At 72.5% G+C, this 26566-nt stretch carries 23 protein-coding genes; 5 read left to right on the forward strand and 18 right to left on the reverse strand.

Annotated features, from left to right (window positions below; translation table 11 throughout):
• Positions 1 to 116: 116 nt before the first annotated feature.
• The 5 genes from ACZ6TD_RS45075 to ACZ6TD_RS45095 form a co-directional block, all read right to left on the reverse strand.
• Complete coding sequence (locus ACZ6TD_RS45075) at positions 117 to 4583, reverse strand: DNA-binding protein (protein ID WP_471347636.1); 4467 nt, start codon at positions 4581 to 4583, stop codon at positions 117 to 119.
• On the reverse strand, positions 4580 to 5446 hold the full coding sequence (locus ACZ6TD_RS45080) for a DUF4132 domain-containing protein (RefSeq protein ID WP_471347638.1): 867 nt from the start codon (positions 5444 to 5446) through the stop codon (positions 4580 to 4582). The genes ACZ6TD_RS45075 and ACZ6TD_RS45080 overlap by 4 nt, the downstream gene beginning before the upstream one ends.
• A 280-nt stretch (positions 5447 to 5726) precedes the next feature.
• Positions 5727 to 7007, reverse strand: coding sequence for a 3-phosphoshikimate 1-carboxyvinyltransferase (aroA, locus tag ACZ6TD_RS45085; protein ID WP_471358621.1), 1281 nt, complete (start codon positions 7005 to 7007; stop codon positions 5727 to 5729).
• A gap of 126 nt (positions 7008 to 7133) precedes the next feature.
• Positions 7134 to 7451 (reverse strand): hypothetical protein, encoded by a 318-nt coding sequence (locus ACZ6TD_RS45090; protein WP_471347640.1) that lies wholly within the window; start codon positions 7449 to 7451, stop codon positions 7134 to 7136.
• A gap of 129 nt (positions 7452 to 7580) precedes the next feature.
• Complete coding sequence (locus tag ACZ6TD_RS45095) at positions 7581 to 8246, reverse strand: GntR family transcriptional regulator (protein WP_471347642.1); 666 nt, start codon at positions 8244 to 8246, stop codon at positions 7581 to 7583.
• A gap of 644 nt (positions 8247 to 8890) precedes the next feature.
• Here ACZ6TD_RS45095 and ACZ6TD_RS45100 point away from each other — a divergent pair.
• The 5 genes from ACZ6TD_RS45100 to ACZ6TD_RS45120 all read left to right on the forward strand — a co-directional run bounded on the left by ACZ6TD_RS45100 (position 8891) and on the right by ACZ6TD_RS45120 (position 13670).
• Entirely contained in the window at positions 8891 to 9799 is a 909-nt protein-coding gene (locus ACZ6TD_RS45100; RefSeq protein WP_471347644.1) for an ABC transporter permease subunit, read from the forward strand.
• Positions 9796 to 10572, forward strand: coding sequence for an ABC transporter ATP-binding protein (locus tag ACZ6TD_RS45105; protein WP_471347646.1), 777 nt, complete (start codon positions 9796 to 9798; stop codon positions 10570 to 10572). Before ACZ6TD_RS45100 ends, ACZ6TD_RS45105 begins: the two co-directional genes overlap by 4 nt.
• Before the next feature lie 44 nt (positions 10573 to 10616).
• Positions 10617 to 11732, forward strand: coding sequence for an NrtA/SsuA/CpmA family ABC transporter substrate-binding protein (locus ACZ6TD_RS45110; RefSeq protein WP_471347648.1), 1116 nt, complete (start codon positions 10617 to 10619; stop codon positions 11730 to 11732).
• A gap of 45 nt (positions 11733 to 11777) precedes the next feature.
• Positions 11778 to 13133, forward strand: coding sequence for an LLM class flavin-dependent oxidoreductase (locus ACZ6TD_RS45115; protein ID WP_471347650.1), 1356 nt, complete (start codon positions 11778 to 11780; stop codon positions 13131 to 13133).
• Positions 13134 to 13217: 84 nt separating this feature from the next.
• Positions 13218 to 13670 carry an OsmC family protein gene (locus tag ACZ6TD_RS45120; protein ID WP_471347652.1) on the forward strand — a complete coding sequence of 151 codons (453 nt, stop codon included), beginning with the start codon at positions 13218 to 13220 and terminating at the stop codon, positions 13668 to 13670.
• 92 nt (positions 13671 to 13762) lie between these two features.
• Here the strand turns inward: ACZ6TD_RS45120 and ACZ6TD_RS45125 are convergent, their stop codons facing one another.
• The 13 genes from ACZ6TD_RS45125 to ACZ6TD_RS45185 all read right to left on the reverse strand — a co-directional run bounded on the left by ACZ6TD_RS45125 (position 13763) and on the right by ACZ6TD_RS45185 (position 26435).
• Entirely contained in the window at positions 13763 to 14587 is an 825-nt protein-coding gene (locus tag ACZ6TD_RS45125) for an inositol monophosphatase family protein (RefSeq protein ID WP_471347654.1), read from the reverse strand.
• A gap of 2 nt (positions 14588 to 14589) precedes the next feature.
• Positions 14590 to 15813, reverse strand: coding sequence for an alpha-D-ribose 1-methylphosphonate 5-triphosphate diphosphatase (locus ACZ6TD_RS45130; RefSeq protein WP_471347656.1), 1224 nt, complete (start codon positions 15811 to 15813; stop codon positions 14590 to 14592).
• Positions 15810 to 16616 carry an ATP-binding cassette domain-containing protein gene (locus ACZ6TD_RS45135; protein WP_471347657.1) on the reverse strand — a complete coding sequence of 269 codons (807 nt, stop codon included), beginning with the start codon at positions 16614 to 16616 and terminating at the stop codon, positions 15810 to 15812. Before ACZ6TD_RS45135 ends, ACZ6TD_RS45130 begins: the two co-directional genes overlap by 4 nt.
• Positions 16617 to 16621: 5 nt before the next feature.
• A complete protein-coding gene (locus tag ACZ6TD_RS45140; protein ID WP_471347659.1) occupies positions 16622 to 17482 on the reverse strand; it encodes an ATP-binding cassette domain-containing protein in 861 nt (286 codons plus the stop codon).
• Positions 17479 to 18456 carry an alpha-D-ribose 1-methylphosphonate 5-phosphate C-P-lyase PhnJ gene (locus tag ACZ6TD_RS45145; RefSeq protein ID WP_471347660.1) on the reverse strand — a complete coding sequence of 326 codons (978 nt, stop codon included), beginning with the start codon at positions 18454 to 18456 and terminating at the stop codon, positions 17479 to 17481. The genes ACZ6TD_RS45140 and ACZ6TD_RS45145 overlap by 4 nt, the downstream gene beginning before the upstream one ends.
• Positions 18453 to 19607 carry a carbon-phosphorus lyase complex subunit PhnI gene (locus tag ACZ6TD_RS45150; protein ID WP_471347662.1) on the reverse strand — a complete coding sequence of 385 codons (1155 nt, stop codon included), beginning with the start codon at positions 19605 to 19607 and terminating at the stop codon, positions 18453 to 18455. The genes ACZ6TD_RS45145 and ACZ6TD_RS45150 overlap by 4 nt, the downstream gene beginning before the upstream one ends.
• Entirely contained in the window at positions 19604 to 20683 is a 1080-nt protein-coding gene (locus ACZ6TD_RS45155) for a carbon-phosphorus lyase complex subunit PhnI (RefSeq protein ID WP_471347664.1), read from the reverse strand. The genes ACZ6TD_RS45150 and ACZ6TD_RS45155 overlap by 4 nt, the downstream gene beginning before the upstream one ends.
• A 1-nt stretch (position 20684) precedes the next feature.
• Positions 20685 to 21356, reverse strand: coding sequence for a phosphonate C-P lyase system protein PhnH (phnH, locus tag ACZ6TD_RS45160; RefSeq protein WP_471347666.1), 672 nt, complete (start codon positions 21354 to 21356; stop codon positions 20685 to 20687).
• Complete coding sequence (gene phnG, locus ACZ6TD_RS45165) at positions 21353 to 21793, reverse strand: phosphonate C-P lyase system protein PhnG (protein WP_471347668.1); 441 nt, start codon at positions 21791 to 21793, stop codon at positions 21353 to 21355. The genes phnH and phnG overlap by 4 nt, the downstream gene beginning before the upstream one ends.
• 106 nt (positions 21794 to 21899) lie before the next feature.
• Complete coding sequence (locus ACZ6TD_RS45170) at positions 21900 to 22619, reverse strand: GntR family transcriptional regulator (RefSeq protein WP_471347669.1); 720 nt, start codon at positions 22617 to 22619, stop codon at positions 21900 to 21902.
• 238 nt (positions 22620 to 22857) lie between these two features.
• Positions 22858 to 24636, reverse strand: coding sequence for a phosphonate ABC transporter, permease protein PhnE (phnE, locus tag ACZ6TD_RS45175; RefSeq protein ID WP_471347671.1), 1779 nt, complete (start codon positions 24634 to 24636; stop codon positions 22858 to 22860).
• 3 nt (positions 24637 to 24639) lie between these two features.
• Positions 24640 to 25497, reverse strand: coding sequence for a phosphonate ABC transporter ATP-binding protein (gene phnC, locus ACZ6TD_RS45180; RefSeq protein ID WP_471347673.1), 858 nt, complete (start codon positions 25495 to 25497; stop codon positions 24640 to 24642).
• A complete protein-coding gene (locus ACZ6TD_RS45185) occupies positions 25494 to 26435 on the reverse strand; it encodes a phosphate/phosphite/phosphonate ABC transporter substrate-binding protein (protein ID WP_471347675.1) in 942 nt (313 codons plus the stop codon). Before ACZ6TD_RS45185 ends, phnC begins: the two co-directional genes overlap by 4 nt.
• Positions 26436 to 26566 lie beyond the last annotated feature (131 nt).

Raw genomic sequence — 26566 nt, forward strand, 5'->3', positions numbered from 1 at the left:
CGCCGAGGCCGCCCACCCCGGTGGCGGCCATGGCAACGGCGGTCGAGGTGCGCTCGGTGGCGACGCCCGTGCGCGGGGTGAAGCCCGCCCGTTCACAGGCCGGCCCCGCCGCACCCTCAGCTCGTTTCGAACCGGGGCGCGTCGCCGTCCAGGACCCGCTGCCAGGCCCTGCGGTAGAGCTCGGCGGCCGGTTCCGTCGGCACGATCACACCGAACCGCAGTATGTAGTGCTTCAGCACCATGTCGGTGAACAGCGGCAGCTTCCACTGCTCCAGCGGGACGCTCGGCGCCTTGGTCTTGGCCCAGCCGCCCGGCAGGAACAGCGAACGCCCCGCCCGGGTCCGGGTGGCCTCGAACACCAGCTCCCTCGCGGCCAGTTCGGCACGGGCCGCTTTGAGCCGGGCCGACTTCCACCCCGTCCAGCGGGCCGTCATCCGGTCCGTCGGATCGGGCATGGCGAGCAGCATCAGATACAGCGTCGCCGCGTCCTCACCGATGCCGTGTGCTTGGACCACCTCGGTCACCAGCTCGGGCACCGAACGGCTCGGGTCCTGCGGCCACCACGTGCCGTCCGTCCCGCGCCCGCCCGCCACGGGGTCGCCCGGATCGGCGAGGAGGGCCGCGTACGCGGGGTCGCGGGCCAGGCGCAGCGCCGCCTGCGCATCCGGCTCGTCGGAACGCTCGCGGCAGCGCAGCAGGGGCAGGTACGGGTCCTGGCCCGCCGCGTCGAGCAGCGCGACCTTCAGACCCGGCCCCGCGTAGTCGTACCAGTGGGTGGGCAGGATGACGGCGCCGTACCGCTCGAAGCCCTGGCCGACCTCGGTCGGAGCGCCTACCCTCGTCCGGAATTCGTCGAGCCTGAAGTGCCCGAGGTCGAGCACCAGACCGGGGTGGGCCAGCCGTTCGCGTACGGCGGTCAGCGCGGCCGGGAGCGCGGCCCGCAGCGGGTCGCCGGCAGGCAGCCGGTGGGCGAGCCAGGCGGTGAGCCCGATCGCGCCGACCAGCGTCGGCGTGGCGAACCCGGCCGAGTCGTCGCCGACGGGCCGGATCTCGTGCTCGCTGACGGCGAACTCCAGGTCCCGGGTGAGCCGGGGCTCACCGGCGGGATTCAGCACCGCGGGCAGGGCCTCCTCGACCGGCCATGGGCTGTCGAGAAGCCGGATCGCGTCGCGGCGCACCTCCTCGGGGACGGCCAACCCCTTGCCGACCTCGCTGTTCCAGACCTCGGCCGCGGCGGCCACGTCCGGTCCCTCGGTCCACAGCCGGGCCGGGTCGGCGGGCAGCAGCGCGCCCACCACCGCCGCGCGGACTGTCACGTCGATGTCGAGCAGCTGGCCCTTGGCGATGGCCGCCGGGGCTGCCTTCACTCCAATGGCACTGCGCGTCTCCGTCGACAGGAAGGCCCGCTCGTACCGGCCGATGTTCGGCAGACCGGCCACGATCAGCCGGGCCATCGTCTCGGTGACGCCGGTGAGGCGGGCGAACTCCTCGGCGGCCTCCGGGAACCAGGGCGCGGGACCGCGCGCGGCCAGCTCCGTGAGGAACGCGCCGATCCGGCCCGCCGCACCCTCCCCGCCCACCGGCGAGGACGAACGGAGCGTGTAGGGCTCCGGCGTCTCGAACCGCCCCGTCGGGTCGTGGAAGAAACCGGTGAACGAGTGGAGGTCGTCCTCCGGCGAGTGGCCGATCCCGAGGGCGACGAACGCACCGCCGCCCAGGGCCAGGAGCCCCTTCCAACTGCCCTCGCGCTGGTCGCCCGTCGGGGTGCGCAGCAGGGCGGCCGGCACCAGGAAGTCCACCCAGCGCCAGCGTTCGGACCCTTCGCCCGGCACCAGCCCCATCGCGTCCAGCTCGGCGAGCAGCGCGCCGAGCGCCGCCCGGTGCTCCTCGGAGGTGGTCCCGGCCGCCGCCCGGAACGCCAGGGCCGGAACCCGGTCGACCAGCGTGTCCAGATCCGGTGCCCCGCTCGGCAGCTCCCGCCCGTCGAGGTGCAGACGCGCGGCCGGCTCCTCCGGTACGGCGTCACCCAAGGCCCCGGTGGCGCGGGCCATCATCCGCAGCGTACGGAAGACGGTGTGGGCGTCCCCGCGACGGTCCGGCCAAGAGCTCCTCATGCTGATGAGACCGCTCATCGCGTCGATCAGCACGGGGTCCGCCGGTCCGACGGGACCCTCCACCTCCGCCGGAACGCCGTCGAGCGCGCGGGTGAGCCTGGTGGCGGCCGCGTCGAGGTCGGCCTGCCGCCCGACGGCGTGCCGCACCACTCCGGCGATCCCCGCGACGAGCGCGTCGTGCCTGACCGGCAGGAGCTCAACGATCGCCTCGGGCAGCGCCTTCTCATCATCCTGCGCGGCGGCCGCCAGCAGGGCCGCCGAGGTGTCCCGGCCGATCCGGCGCAGCGCCGCGGAGCCCTCCGGGTCACGGGCGGTCATGCACGCCCAGTACTGCTCAGGCGGCAGCATCCGCGTGCCCTCGGCGAACGCACCGGGGTTGTCGCCCGTCGCGCCCACCGAGGTGACGACGCCGTCCGTGTCCACGATCTTGAGCCAATGGCCGTCGCGGACAAGGCCACGGGCCCGGTCGTCGCCCGGGAACACCACGAGCTCCGGCGCGGGCGGGGCCGTCGGGAAACCGCCCAAGTGCCATCGCATCCGGGCGCCCCGGACGAAATCCGGGCTTGCCACGGACTCGACGCGGTCGGCACGGGTGTGCCAGTAGCCGCGCAGGCCGCCGGTGTGGGACTGCCAGGAGACGAGCAGCTCGCCGTCCGCGTAGTGGAAGCCCGGGTCGCCCGAGATGTCGTCCGCGGGGATGCGCAGGTCGTGGGTGAGGAGGGTGCCCTCGGCACCGATCACCCGGGCCTGGGCGGCGCCCGCCACGATCAGATGCGGCCAGGCATCGGCGACGATCACGTCGCCGCCGAGGGCGGCGATCGCGTCCTCCCAGGCGGGCCAGCACAGTTCGTCGAAGAGACCGGCGCGCAGCGTGCGCGACAGCACCGTCGCGATGTCCGTGGCGCCGGCCGCGCGGACCTCGTCCTCGGCGAGGGCCAGCGCCTCGGCAGGCAGCCACCCCACCCGGTCCAGCAACTGGCGGTGGATGTCGGACAGTTCCGGCAGGCCGACAGTGCTGAACTGCCGCATGACCTCGCGCACCCACCGCGCCAGCATCGGACGCCCGCCCGGCGACGCCAACAGCACCCGGATCGTCCGCCGCCCCGGCTCGTTGTTGCCGAGATGGCCCGCGGCCAGCCGGAACGGCGGGTAGAAACGGTCGTCGGCGCCCAGCGACAGCAGGTCGCGCTGCCCCTCGCCCACCGTCCACGACTCCACGCCCAGCGCGGCGTACTGCTCCGGGGCGACCGGCACGTCCAGGGACAGCAGCAGGTCCGTCAGGTCGAGGTCGGCCGAGCTCGTGAACTCACGTCCGGATGAGGTGAGTTCGGCCCGCAGCACGTCCGCGGCTCGCTCCACCAGCGGGTACAGCTCGGGCATCCGCCTGGAGTCATGAGCGTTCCACCCCCGCCACCGGAACTCCAGGAACCGCTCCAGCCAGCCCGCCGTACCGTCGTGCGGCCGCTGCTCCTCGGGCAGGGACGCGTCCCACAGCCCGGCCGTGGCACCGGATGCCTCCAGCATGCCCAGCCACATCGCGGGCAATTCCTCGTCGGGGTGCGAGGGGAACGTGTCCAGCAGGGTGCCCCGCATCGCCGGCTCGCGCTCGGCCAGCGCCACCAGGGCCCCCAGGTGGCTCTTCCACCAGCCGGCCGCCGCGCGCAGCGTGGCCGGCAGGACCAGCAGCTCGGCCAGACAGTCCTGCTCGACCCGGTTCGCGTCCAGGCCGGCGGCCCGGGCCAGCTTCCGCAGGTCGCCCCTCATCCGCTCCGACGGCGGCACCCCGCCCGCGGTCCGGCGCAGACACAGCTTGGTGAAGCGGCGCAGCGCCTCCTCGGCCGGCACCCGCGCGGCCAGCTTCTTCGCGTACGCCGACAGCTCCTTCACCGGGAGCGCGTCGGCCAGCGCGAACTCCAGGGACACCTCGTCGAGCCGCTCCTCGTCGACGGTCAGTCCGTGCTCCGCCTCGGCGTTCCGGGCGCGGGTGAACAACTCAGCCGCGCACGTGGCGTTCCCCACCGCGAGGAACACCCGCCCGGCCTGCTCGTAGAACGTCGGCAGGAGGTACGGCACCGACGCCGCCAGCCGCGCGCCCACCTCCCGATACACGCCCATGGCCGCCCTCGGCTTGGACGTCGCCTGCTGGGCCGCCCGCTCCAGATCCGGTACGACGCCCAGTGCGTGGTGCACCAGCTCCCACTCGGGGAACCCCGGCGACCGGTGCAGCCCGAGGCCCACCACCGCCGGCTCCCCGTCCTGCTCCAGACCGAGGAACCCGGCGGCCAGATCCTCCGCCGCGTCCGGCTCCCCGGAGATCAGCCGCACCACCACCCGGTCGTCCAGCTCCGGGTGACGGTACGTCCGCGCGGTCAGCGGCACCGCCCGCTCCCCGGCCCCCTCGGTGTCCGGCGGCAGCACCCCGCCCGCCGTCAGCAGCTCGTCGTACGACACCTCAGTCTCCCCGCTCATGCGTCCTTGCCCTCCTCGGTGTCCCGCCCCGCGTACAGCCCCGCCGCCATCCGCATCCCCTCCGACCAGGCCACCGGGCCCACCTCCCGCAACGGCAGCGTGCGGCCGTCCTGGCCCTGCCAGCCGAGGTTGCCGGTCTCCACCCTCTTGTCCGAGTGCGGCTCCCCGAGCCACACGGCGGCCTCGACGGTGCGCCCGCCGTCCCGGACGCGGGCCGTGGCGTAGCCGCCGGAGACGCGGTAGCCCAGTGACGCGGCGCGCGCGGCGAGGGCGGAACGGGAGCTGTACGAGCCCCCGGAGAAGTCCCGTACCTGGGCCGCCTTGGCGTCCTGCTGGTCCGGCCGGAGCCAGGTCGCCCGGTGCAACTGCTCGACGCGCTGGACGATGCCCAGCTCCGCCGCGAACTCCCGGATGTCGTCGAGATCCGGCAGCAGCACCGGGTGCGGCAGCGTGACCGTGCGCGGGGAGAGGGGGACCGTCTCGCCGTCCAGGTTCACGATCCGCAGCTCACCGGGGTCGGTGGCGCCCCGTAGGAAACCCACCTCGTCCGGGTCGTCGCCGACGACCACCAGGTCGCGCAGCGCGACCTGCCACGCCTCGTCCGGCCACACCTTCGCCAGCAGACCGGTGGGCACGGGCAGTGACGACACCATCCAGGCATCCACCTGCGCGACGCACGCCGCCGCGTGCCGATCCAGCCACTCCGCTAATCGCCGCAGCCGGTCCACCTCCGGGTGGTCCTTCAACGCGCGCGGCAGCGTGCTCAACTGCCGCCCCGCCGCCCGGCCCGAAGTGGCTCGCGCCGCCACCCGTCCCTCCACAAGGGCGACTTCATACCCGTCACCCGCCGACACCCAACCCACGAATCCCCAGCCCTCCGCATCGATTCCGCCAGTAGGAAGCACAGTTCAGCCGGAGGAATCCCGACCGAGTACGACGATGTGCGGAACGCTAGCGGCAGCCACTGACAATCGGGCCAGAGGATATCGTGGCCGTCAGGTGATGGCTGTTGGCGTTGGTGTCCGGCCGGTCGCGTGTGACGGTGTCGTCGGGGCACCAACCATGCGATGCGCAGGGTTGGTTTCCATCTGCGTGGAAAGCGGAAACGCGGAGGTGGAAAGTGTTGCCCGGTTGACGCGGACCTCACGACAGCCAGGCGGCGCGAAGGCCGTTCAGCGCGTGGTGGAAGCCGGGAAAGGTCTTCTTCACGCAGCCGGGATCGTCCAGCGTGATGCCAGGAGTGCGCAGGCCGGTGATGCTGAAGGCCATGGCGATGCGGTGGTCGCCGCGGCAGGCGATGTGTGCCGGGCGGGGCCGCGAGGGGTGGATCTCGATCCAGTCCCGCCCGACCAGGACCGGGACCCCGAGGGCGCGCAGGTTCTCGGCACAGGCATCGAGCCGGTCGCACTCCTTGATCCGGGTGTTGTAGACGTCCTCGATGCGGACCGGGCCGTCGGCGAACGGCGCGATGGCGGCCAGCGTGGGCATGGTGTCGGAGATGTCGCGCATGTTCACGGTGAGGCCGGTCAGCCGTCCGCCGTCGGCACCGGCGACGGTCACGTGGTCCTCGGCCAGCGTGACGTGTGCTCCCATCCGGGAGAGCACCTGGGCGAAGCGCAGGTCGCCCTGCAGGCTGCCCGAGCCGAGCCCGGGGACGGTGACACGGCGCCCGGTGAGCGCGGCCGCCGCCAGGAAGTAGCTGGCGGTGGAGGCGTCCGGCTCGATCGTGCAGCCGGTGGCCAGGTAGGGCTGAGCGGGCACCGTGAAGGTGTCCCCGTCGCGGTGCGCACGCACCCCGAAGCGCTCCATCATCGCCATGGTGATGTCCACGTACGGTGCGGAGACCAGGTCGCTCACGGTGATGGTGAGCCCTTGCTCGGTGAGCGGACCGACCAGCAGCAGCGCGGTGAGGAACTGGGAGGACAGTCCGGCGTCCAGGGTGATGTGCCCTCCCCTGATCCCGTCGGCATGGACGGTCAACGGGTGGTGGCCCTCCCGCTCCCGGTGGACGAGGGTGACGCCGAGGTCGCGCAGGGCCCGGGCGAGCGGGCCGAGAGGGCGGCGGCGCATCTGGGCGGACGCGTCGAAGTGGAAGACGCCGTGGCCGGCGGCGGCCAGCACCGGAAGGAACCGCGCGGTGGTGGCGCCGTCGCGGCAGAAGACCGACGCCTCTTCAACTGCCGGTCCCCGCACGCGGCCCTCGACCGTCCACCGGTCCGGCTCGCGCTCCAGCCGGTAGCCGAGCGCGGTGAGTCCTTCGGCGAACCCCATCGAGTCATCCGAAACCAGGGGTCTGTGCAGCACCGTGGTGCCTCGTGCCGCGGCCGCCAGGAACAGCGCGCGGGCGGTGACGGACTTCGAGCCCGGGACGGCCTGGAAGGGGAAGCGACCCTCGTTCAGGGGCGGGGAGAGTTCGGCGGTCATGCCTTTGGGCGGGTCCTTCGCACGGTCGGGGTCGCGCTTGCCGGGGTTGTCGTCCGGAGAGGGGCGCCAGTTCGGCTGTCGGTGCGGACAGGACACTAGCATGGTCCGGAATATCCATCCCACTGCTCATGGATTTCCTGGATAGTTCATCCTTCGGTATTCCGGGTCTGGTTCGCGCGTAACGTCGCCCGGATACGGTTCACTTCGCGGGCGTCCGGCGGCCCGGCGGCGAGCGGTGTCGTCGCGCCGCTGCCGGTTGTGCTCGGCGAACCACGCGCTCCATACCCTCAGGTCCCAGTGCATGACGCCGTTGATCAGGCGCGGGGTCGGGTGGCCGTTCTCCTCGCGATCCCGCCACATCCTGGACAGTGGATTCCGGGTGTAGCCGGTGTGCTCCATGAGGTCGTGGCGGTTGGCGAACTGGCGGCCGTCGATGGTCTCCATCAGCTCTGCTCCGTACCGTGGACTGCTCGGCCAGGTGCACACGTTAGGCATGGGGGACGGGGGAGGGCATATGCGCGAGCCCCATAAGGAAGGCGGTCGGTGTGGGGGTGGGGGAGAAGCGGCAAGGGGCTAGGGTGCCGTCCTCCCCGACCGGGCCAAGGCGCCGATGCGCAGGTCCCGAGTGCGGCTCTGGTGGGCGATCATGCGGTCGCGGGCCGCGCCCGCGTCACGGCGCCGCACCGCGTCCAGGATTCCGGCGTGTTCCTCGAGGATCAGGCTGAGGTTGTCGGGGAGGTCGGTGGCCGGGGCGGTGTGCGCGTCGTACACCTTCAGTTGGGCGTCCAGGCGGTCCATCAGTTCGGCGATGGTGGTGTTGTGCCCGGCCTCACGCAGTGCCACGTGCCACAGATGATTGAGTTCCCGTAGCTCGGCGGGGTCCTTGGTGGCCGCGGTGCTCTCGTGGACGTGGACGAGCCGGGCGAGGTCCAGTTCGGTCCGGCGGATGGCGGCGGACTGCGCGGCCGACGACTCCAGGGCGATGCGCGCCTCGCAGATCTCCAGGATCTCCTCCGGCGTGCGCGTGCGGACGACGTAGCCGCGGGTCGCCCGCTCGACCAGACCGTCCTGTTCGAGCCTGATCAGAGCTTCCCGCACGGGGGTGCGCGAGACGTTGTACCGCGTGCTGAGGGTCGTGGGGATCAGGACGGTTCCGGGTCCTGCCTGCCCGCTGACGATGCTCTGCCGGATGCGGGTGTAGTGGCTGCCCGCGTGCCCGTCGTCCTGTGAAGTGGCCACGTCCTCTTCCCTCGTCCTCTCGTGCGGCGAATGGTCTCCCCGAACGGCGGTCCGCCCGTGACCACGGTCGTTCCAGCGCCTGCGGGCGGGTGTTCCAGCCCCTGCAGGCGAGTGCCCGGTGGCCCGCCCTGCTCGCAGTCTGCCACTGAGTTCATCTGTATACACTTGCTTGCACTTGGATTCAGTCGTGGTCTATCGTCTCCCTCGACGCTCACGGCGTCAGAGCACACGGCCGATCGGCCGGTGACCCACGTCCACGGGGAGTTCCGCATGTACCGCGATGCGCAGTCGAGGCGGGGTTCGGTCCGCCTGGCCGTCGCGGCCCTGCTTCCGCGGGCGGGCGAGCTGACGTGTCGTCGGCACATCGATCTCATGCGCGTCTCCAGCGCGGGCTGTCGCTGATCGTCATCTCCTCCTAGCGTCGCGCTCCGGCCGCACGGCCGCGCGTGACCGCCTCCTCCTCGCGCCGCGTCATCCCACGGCCCCAACCCGGTAATCGGCCCGGCCCGGCAATCGGTCCATGACGCCGTTGCTCCGAGCACGCCGCGGGGTTCTCCTCTGCCGTGCACAGGGCGCGGCCCGTGCGCGGGTCACAGCCACGGGCAGTCGTGAGGCCCGATCAACCACTCCTGAAAGGGAGACCCATGCCCGAGCAGCCGCTGCTCACCAAGGACGGGGAACCACCCTCCTGGCCGACCGACGCCACCGGCCAGGAGACGGGCCGCGCCACCGCTCCACGCCCGACCGGACCACCCGCCACCCGCCGGATCGGCCGCCTGCTGCCGACCCTCGGCCGGGCGGCCGCCCCGTGGGCCATTCCGCTGCTGGCCCTGGTGGTGTGGCAGGTGACCGCCCAGACCGGGGTGCTGTCCCCGTCGGTCCTTCCCGCCCCGGAGGCGGTCCTGCGGGCCGGTGCCGACCTCGCCGCCACCGGCGAGCTGCAGCGGTACATCCTCACCAGCCTGCGCCGCATCGCGCAGGGCTTCGCCCTCGGTGCGGCCACCGGACTCGTCCTCGGGTTCGTGGTGGGGATGTCGAAACTGGCCGAGCTGCTCCTGGACCGCTCCCTGCAGATGGTCCGCACCATCCCGCACCTGGCCCTGGTACCGCTGATGATCGCCTGGTTCGGCATCGGAGAGGAGCCCAAGATCCTGCTGGTGGCACTGGGCACCTTCTTCCCCATTTACCTGAACACCGTCACCGGCATTCGAGGGGTGGACCCCAAACTGCTCCAACTCGGCCGTTCCTACGGCCTGGGACGCTGGTCCCTGGTACGTGACATCGCCGTTCCCGGCGCGATGCCCACCATTCTGGCCGGCATCCGCTACTCCCTGGGCGTCGCCTGGATGACCCTCGTGATCGCCGAGACCATCTCGGCCGACGACGGAATCGGCTACCTCGCCCAGGACGCCCGTCAAATGCTGCGCACCGACCAGATCGTGCTCGCCATCGTGCTGTACGCGCTGGCCGGTCTGCTCGCCGACCTCCTCACCAGGCTCATCGAACGAAGGGTCCTCCGATGGCACCCCAACTACCGTCGTCCGTCCCGGTGACGCGCTCCCCAGCCGGTGCCCGGCTTCTCCTCGACGCCGTGGGCATGCGGTACGGCGACCGGTGGGTCCTGGAGAACCTCGACCTCGAGGTCGAGCCCGGCTCGTTCGTCTCCTTCCTCGGGACCAGCGGCGCGGGCAAGAGCACCCTGCTGCGGATCGTCGCGGGGCTGGAGCGGCCGAGCGCGGGAAGCGTCGAGCTCCGCGCAACCGGACCGGAGCCTGCCACGGCGCGCATGATGTTCCAGGAGGACCGGCTGCTGCCCTGGCGCAGCGTCGAGGACAATGTCCTGCTGGGCGTGGGCGGCCGCAGGGAAGAAGCCCGTGCCCTGCTGGAGGCCGTGGGGCTGGCCGGTCGCGGCGGTGCCTGGCCGGCCGAATTGTCCGGCGGGCAGAAACAGCGTGTCGCCCTGGCCCGGGCCCTTCTGCACCAGCCCGAACTGCTGTTGCTCGACGAGCCGTTCGGCGCCCTGGACGCCATCACCCGGATCGCCATGCAGCAACTCGTGGAACGCCTCTGGCTGGATCAGCCCCGCACCGTGCTCCTGGTCACCCATGACGTGGAGGAGGCGCTCGTGCTCTCCGATCGTGTTCTGGTCCTGGCGGGCGGCTCGGTCGGACGCGATCTGCGGATCGACCTTCCGCGCGGGGGCAGGCGCGGTCACCCCCGTCTCGTGGCCTGGAAGGAGGACATCCTCCAGGACCTGCTCGAACCCGCTTCCGCCACCGTGGGCGCCGCCTGGGAGAAGGCCGGAACCCGCCCGACGTCCATCTGACCGTCCGTACCCATGCTTCCCTCGTGGAACGCGAAGGACTCAACGTGACCAGACACCGCACCATCCCTTCCGGCTCCTCCGCTTCTCCGCCCGCCGGATTCTCACGCCGTCGTCTCCTCGCCCTCGGCGGCATCACCGCACTCGCGCCCGCCCTCGCCGCCTGCGGTGGTGGCAGTTCCGCACCGAAGACCCGGCAGCTCGCCGACGGGGTGCCCGAAAAGCTCCGCTTCGCGGTCATCGGAAACGGGAAGACCGGCATACCCGCGGCGCTGCGCCACCGGATGAACGGCGTGGACATCGGCAAGGAACTGGGCGGCACGGCCGTCGCCTGGCCGTCGGGGTTCACCGCCTCCCTGCCCGTCATGGAAGCGTTCAAGGCGGGCAGCGTCGACTTCTCGTTCGCCACCGCCACCGCCGTGGCCTACGCGGTCGGCGGTGATGTCCCCATCGTCCCCCTCGCTGCCTACCCGCTGCCCGCCACAGAGGTCGAGATCCTCGTGCCGCGGGGTTCGTCCATTCGCGGTGCGGCGGATCTCGAGGGCAAGCGGGTGGCCGACCAGAAGGGCACGACCGGCACCTACAGCCTGATCAAGTACCTGGCGACCGCCGGACTGAGGCTGGACGACGTCGAGTACGTCAACCTGCCCGCCGCCGACGCGGAATCGGCCTTCGCCAATGGCAAGGTGGACGCCTGGATCAACTGGCAGCCCGCCATCGGCCTGGCCAAGGCCCGGCACCGGGCCCGCAGCCTGCCGAACGTCAAGACCTACGACTACAGCTTCTACGTGGCGAGTGAGTCGTTCGCGAAGGAATACCCCGAGGCCGTGGCGAAGACCGTGCGCGTCGTCCGCGACACCCAACGCCGCATCAACGGCTCCCCGGAGAAGAGCGTGGAATTCTTCGACGGCGTCGGCGGATTCGGTTCCGCGGGCCTGGAGCGCGAGGTCTATCTGGAGCTGACCCGGAAGAAACTGCTGTCCGACTCCAACGCCGGCGACCTGGCGGCCGTGGACAGCAAGGCGATCGAAAGCACCCAGGACCTCGCGGACAACTTCCATGCCCTGGGCGTCTACCCATCGAAGATCGACGTGGCCGGATTCCTCCGGGACTCCCGCTTCGACTCGATCAGAAAGACGGTCGCCGCCGAACTCGCGAAGTGACCCGGTACCCCACGGCGCCCACATCCCCTGGCAGAAAGACCTTCGATGAGCACCTCCCGGAACCAGATGCACCTCGCCGCCTTCGTGACCGCGGGGCCCGGCCGACCCGGCGGTTGGCGCTACCCGGGCTCCGAACCGCATTGGCTGTCCGCCTCCTACTACCAGCACATCGGCCGGGTGCTCGAACAGGGCCGGTTCGACCTGATGTTCTTCGCGGACATCCTGTCCGTACCCGACCGCCTCGGCAACAGCATGGACAGCCAGCTGCGCTACGGCTCGCTCGGCTCGCTCCGCCTGGATCCGACGCCCATCCTCGCCTCGGTCGCGGCCGTCACCCGCCACCTCGGTGTGGCCGCCACGGTCTCCACCAGCTATCTGGAGCCCTTCCCGGTGGCGCGTTCGTTCGCCACGACCGACCACCTCAGCGACGGCCGCGCGGCGTGGAACGTGGTCACCTCCTTCCAGGACTCCGAAGCCCGCAACTTCGGCAACGACCGGCACATCGACCGCGACAAGCGCTACGAGCGGGCCGACGAGTTCCTCGAGGTGGCCTGCAAGCTCTGGGACAGCTGGGAGGACGACGCCCTCGTGGTGGACCCGACCGCCCCCCTCTTCGCCGACCCCGAGCGGGTACATCGTATCGACCACGAGGGCGAGTGGTTCAGTGTCCGTGGTCCTCTCAACGTCTCCCGGCCGCCTCAGGGCTATCCGGTGATCATCCAGGCCGGCGCTTCCCCCAAGGGGCGTGATTTCGCGGCCCGTTGGTCGGATGTCATCTTCTGCAGCCACGCCTCGCTCGAGTCGGCCCGCGAGTTCTACCAGGACATCAAGGGCCGCGCCGTGCGGCACGGCCGCCGTGCTGAGGACGTCAAGATTCTCCCCATGGCCAATCCCGTCATAGGCGCCACCACCGAGGCGGCACACGAGGCCGAGCGGCACCTGGCCGACCTGGTGCCGCCGCTGGCCGGCCTGTCCACCCTCGCCTACCACCTGGACGTCGACCTCTCCGGCCTCCCGCTCGACGAGCCGCTGCCCGACGTGGACGTACCCGGTGTCCAGGGCCACTACAAGGAGGTCGTGGAGATGACCCGCCGCGACGGACTGACCCTGCGCGAGTTGGGCAAGCGGTACGGCGGCCGCACCGAGGGAGCCTTCGTCGGCACGGCCGCCGAAGTGGCCGATGGCATGGAGCGGTGGTACGCCGAGGGCGCCTGCGACGGATTCACCGTGGGCGCCGTCCACACGCCGGGTGCGTTCGAGGACTTCGTCCGTCAGGTGGTTCCCGAACTCCAGCGGCGCGGCGTGCTCCGCACCGAGTACGAGGGCCGGACGCTGCGCGACAACCTGGGACTGGAACGCCCCGGGGCCGGAGCATGGCGCGACCGCCGCTACGGTGCCTGAGCATCCACCGGCCCGGGTGCGAGACCCCGTCGTGCCGCCCGTCCGTCCCCGATGGCCAAAAGGAACACGAGGAGAAGAAGAGCGATGCCGACCGCAGGCGACACCGTGAGCATCATCGGCCGGGCCACGGACACTCAGGGCCGTTTCCTGGTGACCGCCAGAAGCAACCACTTCGTCTCCGACGCCCGGACCGGACCGGCCGAGGCCGTCCAGGCCGGAGAACTGCTGCTGTCGTCCCTGGCCTCCTGCTCCCTGAGCAACATCCAAGACCACGCCCAGGAGCGCGCATCCGGCCTGACCGGCGCGCAGGCCCACGTCGCTTACGAACGGGACCCGCAGGACCCCACCCGGTACGCCTGCATCCGCCTCGACCTGCGTCTGAACGGAGTCACCCAGGAGGAGGCCGAGACCCTGGCCGGACTCTTCACCGATAGCTGCCCCATCTACAACACCCTCCGCCGGGGCGGCAACGTCGTGATCGCCGTCCGGGCGGAAACCCCCGCGGACCGAGATCACCGGGTACGGGAAGAGGGATGAACGCCGGTCCCGGCCCGCTTCGGTGCCTGGAGGCCGTCGGCGCGCCCCGCTCCCCGGATGCCCGCGGCCCGGTGAGCGGGGCGCGATGGCCCTCAGTGCGAGGACGTCGCCGCGTCGGCCGACTGGGCCAGCACCTCGGCCAGTTCGGCGGCCAGATCGGGGGTGGCGGCGACGACACCGGACCAGCGGCGGGTCAGGTCGGTGTCGAGGACGAGGGGGCGTCCCCGGACATCGAGCACCGCTCCGCCGGCGCGCGGCACCATGACGGCCGCCGCGGTGAGGTCCACGAGACGGTGGGTGTCGGAGCAGGCGTCGGCGAAGGCATCGGTGGCGCCCTCGGCGACCAGGGCCGCCTCCAGACAGGTGGTGGACAGGACGCGGACCCGAGCGGCCCGGGAGGCGGCGGCCCACCACGCGGCGGCCGGACCGGGCTCGCCGGTATGCGGGCGCAGCAAGGACAGCGCGGCGCCGGACAGCGCGGTACGTCCCGAGGTGCGGTACGGCACCGGCCGGTCGCGGTGGGCCCACCAGCTTCGGCCGGTGTCGAGCCAGACCGTGTACGCCTCGGTGAATTCCCCGTCGATGGCCACGGTCGCGGCGAACGCGGTGAGCGGGACGCCGGCGGCGCCGTTGGCCGAGCCGTCGAGGGGATCGATGACCAGGGACACCGCACTGCCGTTGTCGATCCAGCCGCTCTCCTCGGAGAGCACGTTGACCCGGTGCGGGCGCAGCGCGTCGATCACGGCGTCCTCGACGAGGCGGTCGATGCGCATGGTGGGGGTGCCGTCGGCGCCGGTGGCCACCGTCTCGGCCAGCGCGGCCCGGTCGTGGGCGGCCCGTGCGCCGCGGTAGGCGTCGAGCGCGGCTTGGGCGGCGACGGTCAGCGCCGGGTGGGCGCTGGGTTCGGTCGTGGTCATGGTCACCGTCCCGCGGGCTTCAGCAGTCGGGCCACGGAGACCGGAGCGCCGTCGCCGTCCCTGGACTCCTCGGCGAGCAGGGACATCCGTACGGTGGGCCGGCCGCCCTCGGCGCTGACGACGACCAGGTCGGCGCGCAGCCCCGGGACGAGGGCTCCCCGGTCGGCGAGCCCCGCGGTGCGCGCGGCGCCCGAGGTGATGAGTGCCACCGCGGTGTGCAGCGGCACCACCCCGCGCTCCGCCAGGCGCAGCGCGGCCGCCAGCAGGGTGGTGGGCATGTAGTCACTGGACAGGTTGTCCACCAGTCCTTCGGTGATCAGGGCCTCGGCGCCGACGTTGCCGCTGTGCGACCCGCCGCGCAGCACGTTGGGGGCACCGGCGACGACCGGCATCCCGGCGTCCTGTGCGGCGCGGGCCGCCCCGCGGGTGGTGGGGAACTCGGCGACGGTGGCGCCCGCGGCCCGTACCCCGGCGAGCTCTTCCGCGCTCTCCACGTCGTGGGCGAGCAGCCGGATCCGCCCCGAGCGCGCCTCCTGGCCGAGGTGGGCGAGGGTGCGGGTGCGCTGTGGGAGGCCATCGGCGCGCTCGTCGATGCGGTGGCGGATGAACCGGTCGGCCTCCTCGGCGGACAGATGCTCCTGCTGCTGGATCACCGTCCGGTACGCCTCCAGGTTCCGGTACTGGCCCTGGCCGGGGGTGTGGTCCTCGTAGGAGACCAGCGGCGGCACACCGGCGGTGTGCGGCTGCCCGGCGAGGGCGTCCTTGAGGGCGTCCAGCGCGTCGGCGTCGCGGGCGTCGAGGCGGTGCAGCAGCCGGTGGTCGACCAGGCCGACGCCGGCCGCGGCCCGTTCCCGTACGGCGGTGGCGAGCGCCAGTGAGCGCTCGATGGTGCGGTCCTTCTCGGTGTTGGTCTGGTAGCTGACCGCGTGGTGCATCGTGGTGACGCCTGCGGCCCGGACCCGTCCCTCGAAGCTCAGAACGGCGAAGCCCGGCTCGAACTCCACGGTGGGTCGGGGGCGTTGCTCCTTCTCCAGCGCGTCGCTGTGGGTGTCGATGAGGCCCGGCAGCAGCAGGGCGCCGCCGAGGTCGATGGCTCCGGCCGGGACCGCACCCGGGATGACGGGGGCGACGTCGGTGATCCGGCCGTCGTCCACCACGACGAGGGCGTCGTCGAGGGTGCTGCCGGGGAGTACGGCCCGGGCGTGAGCGAACACACAGCGGCTCATCGGGCCACCTCCAGCGGCAGGTTCGGGTCGTGCAGGATGTCCCCGGGGGCGCCGGTGGCCAGCACCCGGCCGCCGCCGAGCACCACCACGCGGGTGGCGAGGCGCTCGATGGCGTCGAGGTCGTGGAAGACGGACAGGACGGCGGTACCGGTCTCCTCCAAGCGGGCGATGAGATCCAGGACCGCGGCGCGGTTGACCGGGTCGAGGGCGGAGACGGGCTCGTCGAGCAGCAGCAACCGGGGCGGCGCGATGGTGCCGGCGGCGATGTTCACGCGCTGCTTCTGGCCGCCGGACAGGACGGTGGCGTGCATGTCCCACAGGTGTTCGGCGATGGCCACCTGGCGCAGTGCGGCGGCGGCGGCCTCCTGGGCGTCGGCCCGGTCCATGCCGCGTGCGACACCGGCCGAGGCGACGATGGAGAGGACCGGGCGGCGCGGCTGGGGGCGCAGGAACTGCGAGACGTACCCGACCTCCTGGCCGCGCAGATCGGCGGCCTCGGCGTCGGGCAACGCGGCCACGTCGAGGAGTGTGTCGTCCGCGGTACGGAACCAGATGTGGCCGGAGCCGGTCAGGTAGGTGCGGTACACGCAGCGCAGCAGGGTGGACTTGCCGGCGCCCGAGGTGCCGGCCAGGGCGACGTGCTCGCCGGGCCGGACATCGAGGTCGACGCCGTGCAGGGCGTCGACGGTCCGGCCGTCGATGGTGTGCAGGGTGAAGTCCTTGCGCAGTCCGCGCACCGACAGGACGGTGTCGCCGGGGACGTTCGCCGCCGCGGGGGCCTCAAGGGTCTGGGGCTGGGTCACTGTGGTCATCCTCGGGCCGCCGCGACGAGTTGCTGGCTGTAGGGGTGCTGGGGGTCTTCCAGGAGCTGATCGGTGAGGCCGGACTCGACCACCCGGCCGTGCTTCATCACCAGCACCCTGCGGGTGAGCATGTCGATGACACCGAAGTCGTGGGAGACCACGACGGCGGCCACCCCGGTCTCCTCCAGCAGCCCGCGCAGCAGGTCGAGCACGCCCGCGGCGACGGAGGCGTCGAGCCCGGTGGTCGGCTCGTCCAGGAGCAGCACCGGCGGGTCGTTGGCGAGCGCCTTGGCGATCTGCACCCGCTGGCGCATGCCGCCGGAGAAGGTGCGGACCAGGTCGTCCATGCGGCTGAGCGGGACCTCTACCCGGTCCAGGAGTTCGGCCGCGCGCCGCCGGATGTCGCCGTAGGCGCGCCAGCCGGTGGCGGTGAGCGGGTCGGCGATGTTGCCGCCGGCCGTCACGTCGAGGTTGAGACCGGCGGCCGGGTCCTGGTAGACGGCGGCGATGTCCTTCAGGCGGAGCCGGCGCCGGGCCGACGGCAGAAGGTCGCACAGGTTGACGGTGCCGTCGGCGACGGAGCGCAGGGCGATGGCGCCGGCGGTGGCCGTCTCGTCGCCGGCGACGCAGCGCATGACGGTGGACTTGCCGGAGCCGGACTCGCCGATGATGCCCAGGGCTTCGCCGGGTGCCACCTCGAAGGAGACGTCCCAGGCCGCCACGACCGCACCGGTGGCGGGCGACACGGCGGTGCCGTACTCCGGTCCGGTGCCGGTCAGAGACGCGGGTGACGGGTCGCCGTAGACGCGGCCGAGGCCGGTCACCTTCAGGGCCCAGGGGCGCGACTGTGGGGTGTGCGTGCTCATGCGGTCTTTTCCTGTTCTCGGGTGGTGCCCCGCAGTACCGCGCGGGCCAGGTCGGCCGGCCGCCCGGCGACGTCGGCGGGGGCGTCGCCCGTACGGCGCCGGAGGCAGAAGTCGGTGTCCGAGCACACCCAGGCGCTGAACCTGCCGTCCTCGCCCGGTTCCTGGGCGAGGTAGGTGTCGTCGGAGCCGCAGAACGTGCAGGCGGCCCCGGGGGTGTACTCGACCTCGTAGGGCCGGTCGTCGAAGGTGAGGGGTTCGACCCGGGTGTGCGGGGGGACGGCGAACAACCGCTTCTCACGGCCGGCCGAGAGGACGGTGATCGCCTCGGAGTGGTGCATCTTGGGCACGTCCCAGCGCGGGATCGGACTCGGCGTCATCACATACCGGCCCTCGACGAGCACGGGGTAGCCGGCCGCCGCCGTGATCAGGCCGTTGTGGACGATGTCCTCATAGAGCCGGACCCACATCTTGGCGTAGTCGGCCTCGGCGTGCATGCGGCGCTGTTCGTCCATCTCGCGCACGATGCCGGCCAGCGGCTCCGCTCCGGGCACCTGGAGGACGAGCACCTGTCCGTCGGTGAGGGGCTGTTCGGGGATGCGGTGCCGCGACTGGATGATGTCGGCGGCGCGGGTGTCGGTCTCCTCCGCGCAGCCCGTCTGCTCGGTGATCAGACGGCGCAGGTTGGAGGCGTTGACGCCGGCGTCCTCGCCCTGGTCGATGACCTTCAGCCGGGAGTCCTCGCCCACCAGGGAGAGGGTGGCCTGGAGGCCACCGGAGCCCCAGCCGCGGGCGACGGGCATCTCCCGTGAACCGTAGGGGACCTGGTAGCCGGGGATGGCGATGCCGCTGAGGATGGCGCGGCGGAGTTCGCGCCTGGACAGTTCGTCGAAGACGCCGGGGCGGGGGTCGGGCCCGGCAAGGGCTCCGGTGCGGGAGGCGCCGGTGCGGGGTGGAGTCAGGGGCAGGGTGGTCATGCGGTGTCTCCGGATGGGTTGGCGTCCTGGCGGGCGGCCTCGGCGCGTTCCAGCACCGAGCGGTACTCCACGTGGTGCGGCAGTTTGAGGTGCTGCACATAGCCGGTGGAGTCCAGGCCGTCGAGGGTGAGCAGGACGTCGTGCTGGAGGTCGGTGGCGCTCTCGTGGTGGGTCAGCAGCAGGTCGAACCCGGCCATGGCGATGGCCTTGCGTTCGTTGTGGCCGAAGCACATGCCGTAGCCGACGTCGAGGTACTCGGGCAGTTCACCGGCGCGGGGCAGGCTGTGGAAGGTCTGGACCTCGCTGACCCGTACCTCCGCGACCGCGACCGGGCGGCCGGTGTGCGGGTGTGTCACCCGGACGGGCAGGGCACCGTGGCGCAGTTCGCCGGGGACCTCGTGATCCTCCGGGCGCCAGTCGGAGCCGTACCACAGGTGCAGCAGCGAACCGGTGTCGGCGCGCGCCATGGTCTGCAACCACGCCGACCGCGGGGCGCCGGGCCGGACCGGGCGCCGGGTGATGTCGTACGGGTCGGGGTCGCCGGGGTTCTCGGGGAGCGGGGCGACCAGGCCCATCTCACGGAAGACGCCGAGGACGTGGCCGGGAGTGCGCTCCGGGGTCGCGGGGCCGGAGAGGGCAGGGCCGGGCTCACGCCCCGGGCCGGGTGCGTCGTGCGGGTGGCCGTGGCCGTGGCGGTGGCCGTCGTCGTGGTCGTGGTCGTGGTGGGCGTGGCCGTCACCGGCCGGAGCCGGGGACTCGTCGGCGGTGCGGGCCCGGCCCTGGTCCTCGGGGAGCAGGTCGAGCAGGCGGCCGGCGTAGTCCAGGGTGCGGCCGAGGACCTGGCCGCCGGGCGGGTTGCGGAAGGCGGAGCTGATCCGGCGCACCACCCTCAGTTCGGAGGTGTGCACCGGTTCTGACACCGCCAGGCGCGGCAGCGCGGCGCGGTGGGCCCGCAGCAGGTGCGCGGCCTCCACCGGGTCGCCCTCCGCCTGACGCACGGCACGGGCCGCGAGTTCGGGAGCCCACAGGCCGCCCTCGCCCATCGCCCGGTCCACGGCGAGGTCGAGGCGTTCGGTGAGCTGGTCCAGGTCCAGCCACGCCGGGCCCTCGACGTCGGGTACGGAGGTGGCGGCGGACGCGGTCGTGTTCACCGGCGCTCTCCCGCGGCCGCCGCACGTACCGCGCGGATCCGGTCGAGGGTCGAGCGGAAGTCCACGTAGTGCGGGAGTTTGAGGTGTTCGAGGAAGCCTGATGCCTCGGGGCCGTCCAGGGCGATCAGCACTTTCTGCTCCAGTCGGTCGGTGATCCCGTCGCGGTGCACCAGCAGGTCCAGTCCCGCCATGGCGAGCGCCTTGGCCTCGTTGTCGCCGAGGCAGAGCCCGTAGCCGATGTCGAAGCGGCTGCCGTCCGGGCGGGACCGGGCGTCGGAACGGACCGTGCGCGCCTCGGTCACCCGGACACCCGCGACGGTCACCGGGGAGCCGGTGAAGGGGTGCACGACGCGCAGCGGCAGGTGGCCGCGGCGCAGTTCGAGGGGGATCTCCGGCTGTTCGTGGCCGGGGGCGCGGGTGACCGTGTACCACAGGTGGGTCAGCGAGCCGGTCTCGGCACGGGCCATCGAGGTCAGCCGGGCCGAGCGCGGGGTGCCGGGGCGGGCGGGTGCCCGGGTGATGTCGAAGGGATCGGGGTCGGTGGGGTCACGGCGGTCGGTCAGCAGCCCGGCGGGCGGGAGTCCGGCGGGCGGCACGTTCGGGCCCGGTGCGGTGACGGGTGCGCCGGCGGTGGCGGGCCTGCGCGGTGGCGGCGCCGTGGCGCGGGCCGTGTCCTCGTCGGTGAGGTCGAGGATGCGGGGCGTGTAGTCGTCGGTGGCGCCGAGGACCTGGCCGCCCGGTGGATTGCGGTGGGCCGGGGCGATCCGGCGTACCGGGCGCAGCGCGGCGGCGGGGACGGGCGAGCCATAGGCCAGCCGGGGCAGGGTGGACCGGTGGGCACGCAGCAGTTGCGCGGCCTCCAGCAGGTCGCCGCGTGACTGCCGGATCGCGCGCGCCGCGCGTTCCGGAGCCCACAGTCCCGCCTCGCCCATCACCCGGTCCACGGCCGGTCCCAGCCGTCCGGTGATCTGGCCCAGCTCCAGCCATCGGCTGGATCCGCCGAACCGGTCCCGGCGGACGAGGCGTTCGGCGGCGGCGATGGCCTCCTGGCCGCCGCGTACTCCGGCGTAGCCCATGTCAGCCCTCCTCCGGACGCCGCACCCGGGTGGTGCGGGGCAGCCCGGCCACGGAGCCGTCGGAGGCGGCGAGGAAGAGGTCGACGCCGCGGGGAAATTCCGCGTTGGCCGTCGCGAGCGCCGCCACCGTGTCCGTGGCCAGCCCGCGCACCGCCAGGCGCCGCTCGGTGCCGTCCGCGACACCCGGTCCCGTCAGGAGGAGTTCCGTGTGGTGGGGGCCCTCTCCGCCGACCGCGTCCACCTGGGCGAAGACCCGGGCCCCGGTCTCCGGGTCGAGCGGGGTGCCACGGTTCAGGCCGGCGATGTCCTCGGGGGTGAGCGGGCGCAGCGCGATCACGGTACGGGCGTCGGGCAGCTCCGCGCGCGGCGCGCCGGTCGCGGCGTACACCGCGTCCGCCCAGGCCGCGGAGTCCGGGTCGGGACCGGTCAGAACGTGCACCGGGACCTCGACGTCGATCAGTCCACAGGCGGCGACGGCGGCGGTCGGCGCCGCGTCGGGGACGGTGAGCCGGCGGATGCGGCCGGGCCGGGCCAGGACGTCGAGCAGCGCGGTGAAGTCGCGCTGGGACTGCCGGGACGTGCGGCGCAGGGCGCGGACGCGCTTCGCGTCGGGGGCGCCGGAGGGCGCGCGGCGGGCGGGGGCCAGGGCGGTGCCGGCCGGGCGGCCGATCACGTCAGCTCCTCGAAGACGACGGTGGTGGCGGTGACGTCGGCCCACTCCGCGGCGTCCTGGGAGGCGTGGCGCTCGGCCACGGCCGCGCACAGGGCGTCGATCTCCGCGGTGGCGGGGCCGCCGCCCGCGGCGAGGGCGTCCAGGAGCGCCCCGGCGAGGGCGGCGACCCGGTCGTCGCCCGGCCGCATGCACCAGCCGGGCACGCCGGCGACATCGACGGAACACTCGGTGACCAGCACTTCACCGAGGTAGAAACGGGTCTCCTCGATGGGCTCGCGCACCTGGAGGACCACCATGCCGGTCTCCGGGGACTTCAGGACAGTCGGTTCGGGAAGGGTGCCGTCGGCCAGGAGCCGTTCGGCGAGCGGGACGATCTCCTCGTGCGCGGCGGCCGCGAGCAGTTCACAGCGCCGTTCACGAGTCGGTGTCGAAGACACGCGTGTTCTCCTTATGTTCTTGCGGGGGTTGCCGCGCGTGCGAGGCTTCGCTCGCGGTGGGCGGCCGTAGAGGGGTGGCGGGGCCGACGGCCTCCAGCCCGGGCGGTCAGTCGAGGTCGTCGAGTTCGACCACGAGGCGCAGGCCGTCGGGGCGGGACCAGGACTCGCTGCACATCAGGGGAGCTCTGGTGCCGGAGTCCCGGCTCAGGCTCTCCAGCAACCAGACCGGCCGGTTGCGCTCGGCCTCCAGCCCTGCCGCCACCTCGGGCGGGGGCAGCACGCTGCTGACCCGGCACCAGGCGCGTACCGGTACAACACCGCACATCTGCCGCAGAATCACATCGAGGGACTCCACGGCTCGCACCGCTGAGCCGAGATCGGGCAGCAGGTCCACCGGGATCCATGCCTGGGTCCAACTGCTGACCAGGCCGTTGAGGTAGGTCTGCGAGACGAGCAGGTGGGCGGGGCTGCCCTCGCCGCGCCGCAGCCGGTCGGCGTGGTCCAAGCTGAGGCCGACGCGGCGGACATCCCGCACCACGCGGCGATGCACGGCGCCCGCCTCCTCGACGGTTCGGCTTCCCGACGGCGGCTGGCGCCGCGACAGCAGGTAGTCGATGGGCCGGTTGACGAACGTGCCCGCGCCGCGGACCCGCCGCACCAGCAGGCGGCCCTCCAGCTCCTGGAGGGCGGCGCGGGCCGCGGCACGGCTGACGCCGAAACGTGCGGCGATCTCGTGCTCGCTGGAGACGCGGGTGCCGGCCGGCTGGTCGGCGATCTCGGCCGCGAGTACCTCGGCTATCTCTGCGTACCTGTTCTTCTTGGCCACGGCTTCGACTCTGGAACCCGTAGTTGTCCGTACAAGTGTCCGCACCTCATCGGTCCCCGGCGCGCGAGTGAACAAAGGGAACACTTGTTGCGCCTTTCCGGCCGCGTTCCGGCGGCGCCGGGTGGGTGGCGCGGCCCGGGAGGGGAGGCGGGCCGGGGAACGACGACGGCCCGCTCTGTCCGGGACAGAGCGGGCCGTCCGGGTCGGCACGTGCCTCCACCGGCCTCCACGCGTCGCGTCAGGCGTACACCTTCCGCACCCACACCGCGAGGCCCTCCACCAGCAGCACGACAGCGAGGACCATCAGCACCACGGTGGTCACCACACCGAACTCCAGGACCCGGGTGGCGTTGAGCAGGTCGTAGCCGATGCCACCCGCGCCCACGATGCCGAGCAGTGTGGCCGAGCGGATGTTGACATCGAGCTGGTACAGCACATGGCCGAGCACGGCGGGCCAGGCACGCGGCAGGATCGCGCCGAAGAAGACCTGGCGCCGCCGGGCGCCGGTGGCCAGCAGGGCCCGGACGGGGCCCGGCTCCACCTCCTCCAGGGAGTCGGCCACCAGCTTGCCGAGCAGCCCGATGGACCCGACGCCGAGTGCCAGCGCCCCGGCCACCGGGCCGAGGCCGGTGACCACGACGAGGACGATGGCCAGGATGAGTTCCGGAATGCCCCGCACACACAGGATCACGGTCCTGAAGAACCGTGCCACCCGCGGCGACCCCACCACGTTCCGCGCCGCCAGCACGCCCAGCAGTATCGCGGGCACCAGGCCCATCAGCGTGCCGGCGAGTGAGATCCGCAACGTGACCCACAGATCGTCCAGGAGGGTGCCGCCGGTTCCGCCGGTGCCGGGCGGCAGGAAGTCGCCGAGGGTGGGCAGGAGGGAGTCGGCGGCACGGGACAGGGCCTGCCAGGAGACACCGGACCGCACGGCGGAGGCCACGACGAGTGCCAGGGCCAGGACCAGCCAGACCGTACGGCGCACTCGTGGCCCGTTCCACGGTGGGCTGGTCCGCGGGCGGACGGCGGCCGTGCCGTCGCCGCCCGGGACGGTGGTGTGGGACGGGGGGTGTCCGGGCGCGGGGGACACAGCCGCCGGTGGTGCCTTCACCACGGTGTTCCGCGCCGTGGAGCCGCGCCACCGCGGGCGGCGGGAGGTGGTGGTCACCTCCGGCAGCAGGGTGCGCCGGACGGCGCCGGAGACCGACTCGAACGCGCAACACATCAGCAGCACCACCAGCGCGAGCGCCATGGCCCGCTGGTAGTCGAGCCGGTTGACGGCGGTGGCGAGGCTGTAGCCGATGCCGCCGACGCCGACGAAACCGAGCACCACCGAAACGCGCAGGTTGATGTCGAGGCGGTGCAGGGCGGTGGCCACCAGCGAGGGCAGCACCTGGGGGAGGACGGCACCGGTGATCTGCTGGAGCCGGCCGGCGCCCGCCGCCCTGAGCGCGGTGCGCGGGCCCTCGTCGATCTGCTCGACGGCGTCCGCGGTGAGCTTTCCGACCATGCCGACGGAGTGCATGCCGAGGGCCACGACGCCGGTCATGCCGCCCAGGCCGAACACCCGGAAGGCGGCGATGGCGAAGACGACGTCGGGCACGGCGCGGCACAGCACGACGACCGCGCGCGCCACCACCCGGCAGGGCGCGTTGAGCGTGGTGTTGCGGGCGGCGAGGAGAGCCACCGGCACGCTCAGCACGACCGAGAGGGCCGTGCCCGCGATGACGACGGCCAGGGTCTGCCAGAGCAGGCCGAGCAGTTCCGGCGCGGGTGGGAAGTCCAGCGGCAGCATACGGCTGGAGAAATCGACGGCGTTGCCCGCGCTGTCGACGAGGGTGGCGATGTTCAGGCGCAGACCGGTGACGGCCCAGACGCCACCGGCCAGGCAGATCAGCAGAGCGAGCCCGGCCGCCACTCCCGGGACACTCGGGCGGGCCAGGGTCCGCCGCACGGTGGTCGCGCCGGACTCGGCGGTGGGGGTGAGCGGGGGGCGCTGGTCAACGGCGGACACGCCTCACCCCGTTCCCGTGCGTGGCGCGACCGTCGCGGGGAGAGCCGCCGGGTCCGCGCCGACTTCGGTGTACAGCCGCATCACTTCGGCGCGGTCGATGTCCCGTGTGGTGAGGTCCATCACCACCCGGCCCCGGCGCAGGCCGATGACCCGGTCGGCCCAGGAGAGGGCCAGATCCACCTGGTGCAGGCTGCACAGGACGGTGAGGCGGCCCTGGTCGGCGACGTCCCTGAGCAGCCGCATGATCTGGGCGGAGGACTCGGGGTCGAGCGAGGCCACGGGCTCGTCCGCGAGCAGCAGCTCGGGACGCTGCATCAGGGATCTGGCCACGGCGACGCGCTGCTGCTGGCCGCCGGAGAGGGTGTCGGCCCGCTGGAAGGCGTGTTCGGCGAGGCCGACCCGCTCCAGCCCGTCCAGGGCCCGCTCGCGGACGGCGCGCGGGTAGGTGAACAGGCCGAGCCGGGGGCCGCGCAGCGAACCGAGCGCCCCGGTGCAGACGTTCTCCAGGACCGTGAGCCGGCCCACCAGATGGAACTGCTGGAAGACGAACCCGATACGGCGGCGCAGCTCCCGCAGTCCGGCGTCCCCGGTGCCGGCCAGGTCGGTGCCGAGCACGGTTCCGGTGCCGGAGGTGGGCCGCTGCAACCCGTTGAGCTGGGCGAGGAGGGTGGACTTCCCGGAGCCGGACAGGCCCAGGAGCGCGACCACCTCGCCGCCCGTGACGTCGAAGGAGACCTGGTCGAGGGCGGTCCGGACGTCGGGGCCGCCGCCGAACCGCTTGGTGAGGCCGGTGAGCCGGATCACCGGCTGGACATGGTCCGCCCCGGCCGGGGTCTCGGCCCGGGTGTCGAGGGCCGTCACGAGCCGGCCTCGCACTGCGGGTCCCCGGTGGTGGCGCACACATCGCGAACGCTTCTGTAGTCGGAGTCCTTGGCCGGGACGTAACCCCAGTAGCCGTAGATGAAGCAGCCGTCGCCCTCGCAGTAGCCCTTGGACTTCAGATAGTCGGCGTTGGCCTTCTTGGTGAAGACGTCGGCGAGCTGCCTGCGTAGTTTGCCGCTGAGGTCGGTGGAGACCCCGACCGGGGAGCTGGGGATGAGCGGCGACTTCCACACCACCTTCAGGTCGCCCTTCTTCAGCTTGCCCTTCTGGATCAGCAACTGGTCGACCATCGTGTTGTCCGCGAAGCCAGCGTCGCAGTCCCCGTGGGCCACCGAGAGCGCGGAGGCGTCGTGGCCGCCCGCCATCACCTTGGTGTACGAGCCGTCCTTCAGCCCGGCCTTCTTCAGCCCCGCGCGCGGGTACAGATAGCCGGACGTGGAGTTCTCGTCGACGAAGCACACCTTGTGGCCCTTGAAGTCGGACAGACTCTTGATGTCCCTGTTCCCGCCGCGGGTGATGCCGTACGACCAGTAGCCGGGGGTGCCGCCCTTGGTGAGGAGCTGACGGGCGATCGGCTCCACACCCACACCGCTCTTCTTGGCGACCACATACGACAGCGGGCCGTAGACCGCGATCTGGGCCTTGTGCGCGCGCTGGGCCTCGATCACGGCGGCGTAGTTCGTCGCCTTCTGCAGCACGACCTTCTTGCCGGTCTCGTCTTCGATCAGCTTGACGAGTGGCTTGTAGTGCTGGGCCGTCGAGCCCGCGTCCTCGGAGGGAATGATCGCCATCGTCAGCGTGTCGGGGTTCGCTCTGCCGGAGGAGGTGTCACCGGCGGCGCTGCTGCCGCAGGCGGTCAGCACCAGCGGCAGCAGGGTGGCGGCGGCGAGCGCGGAAGGGCGCAGGGGGCGTGACATGAGGATGGTCCTTACGGTTTCTGGGCGGCGGGACACCGCCGGTCGTGCCGCAAGCCTCAGTACCGCCGGTGAGTCCCCCCGCGCCACCAAGTGAAGGTCCGCTGAACAGCCTCGGATGTGATGCGTGAGTT

The organism is Streptomyces yongxingensis (assembly GCF_055597465.1).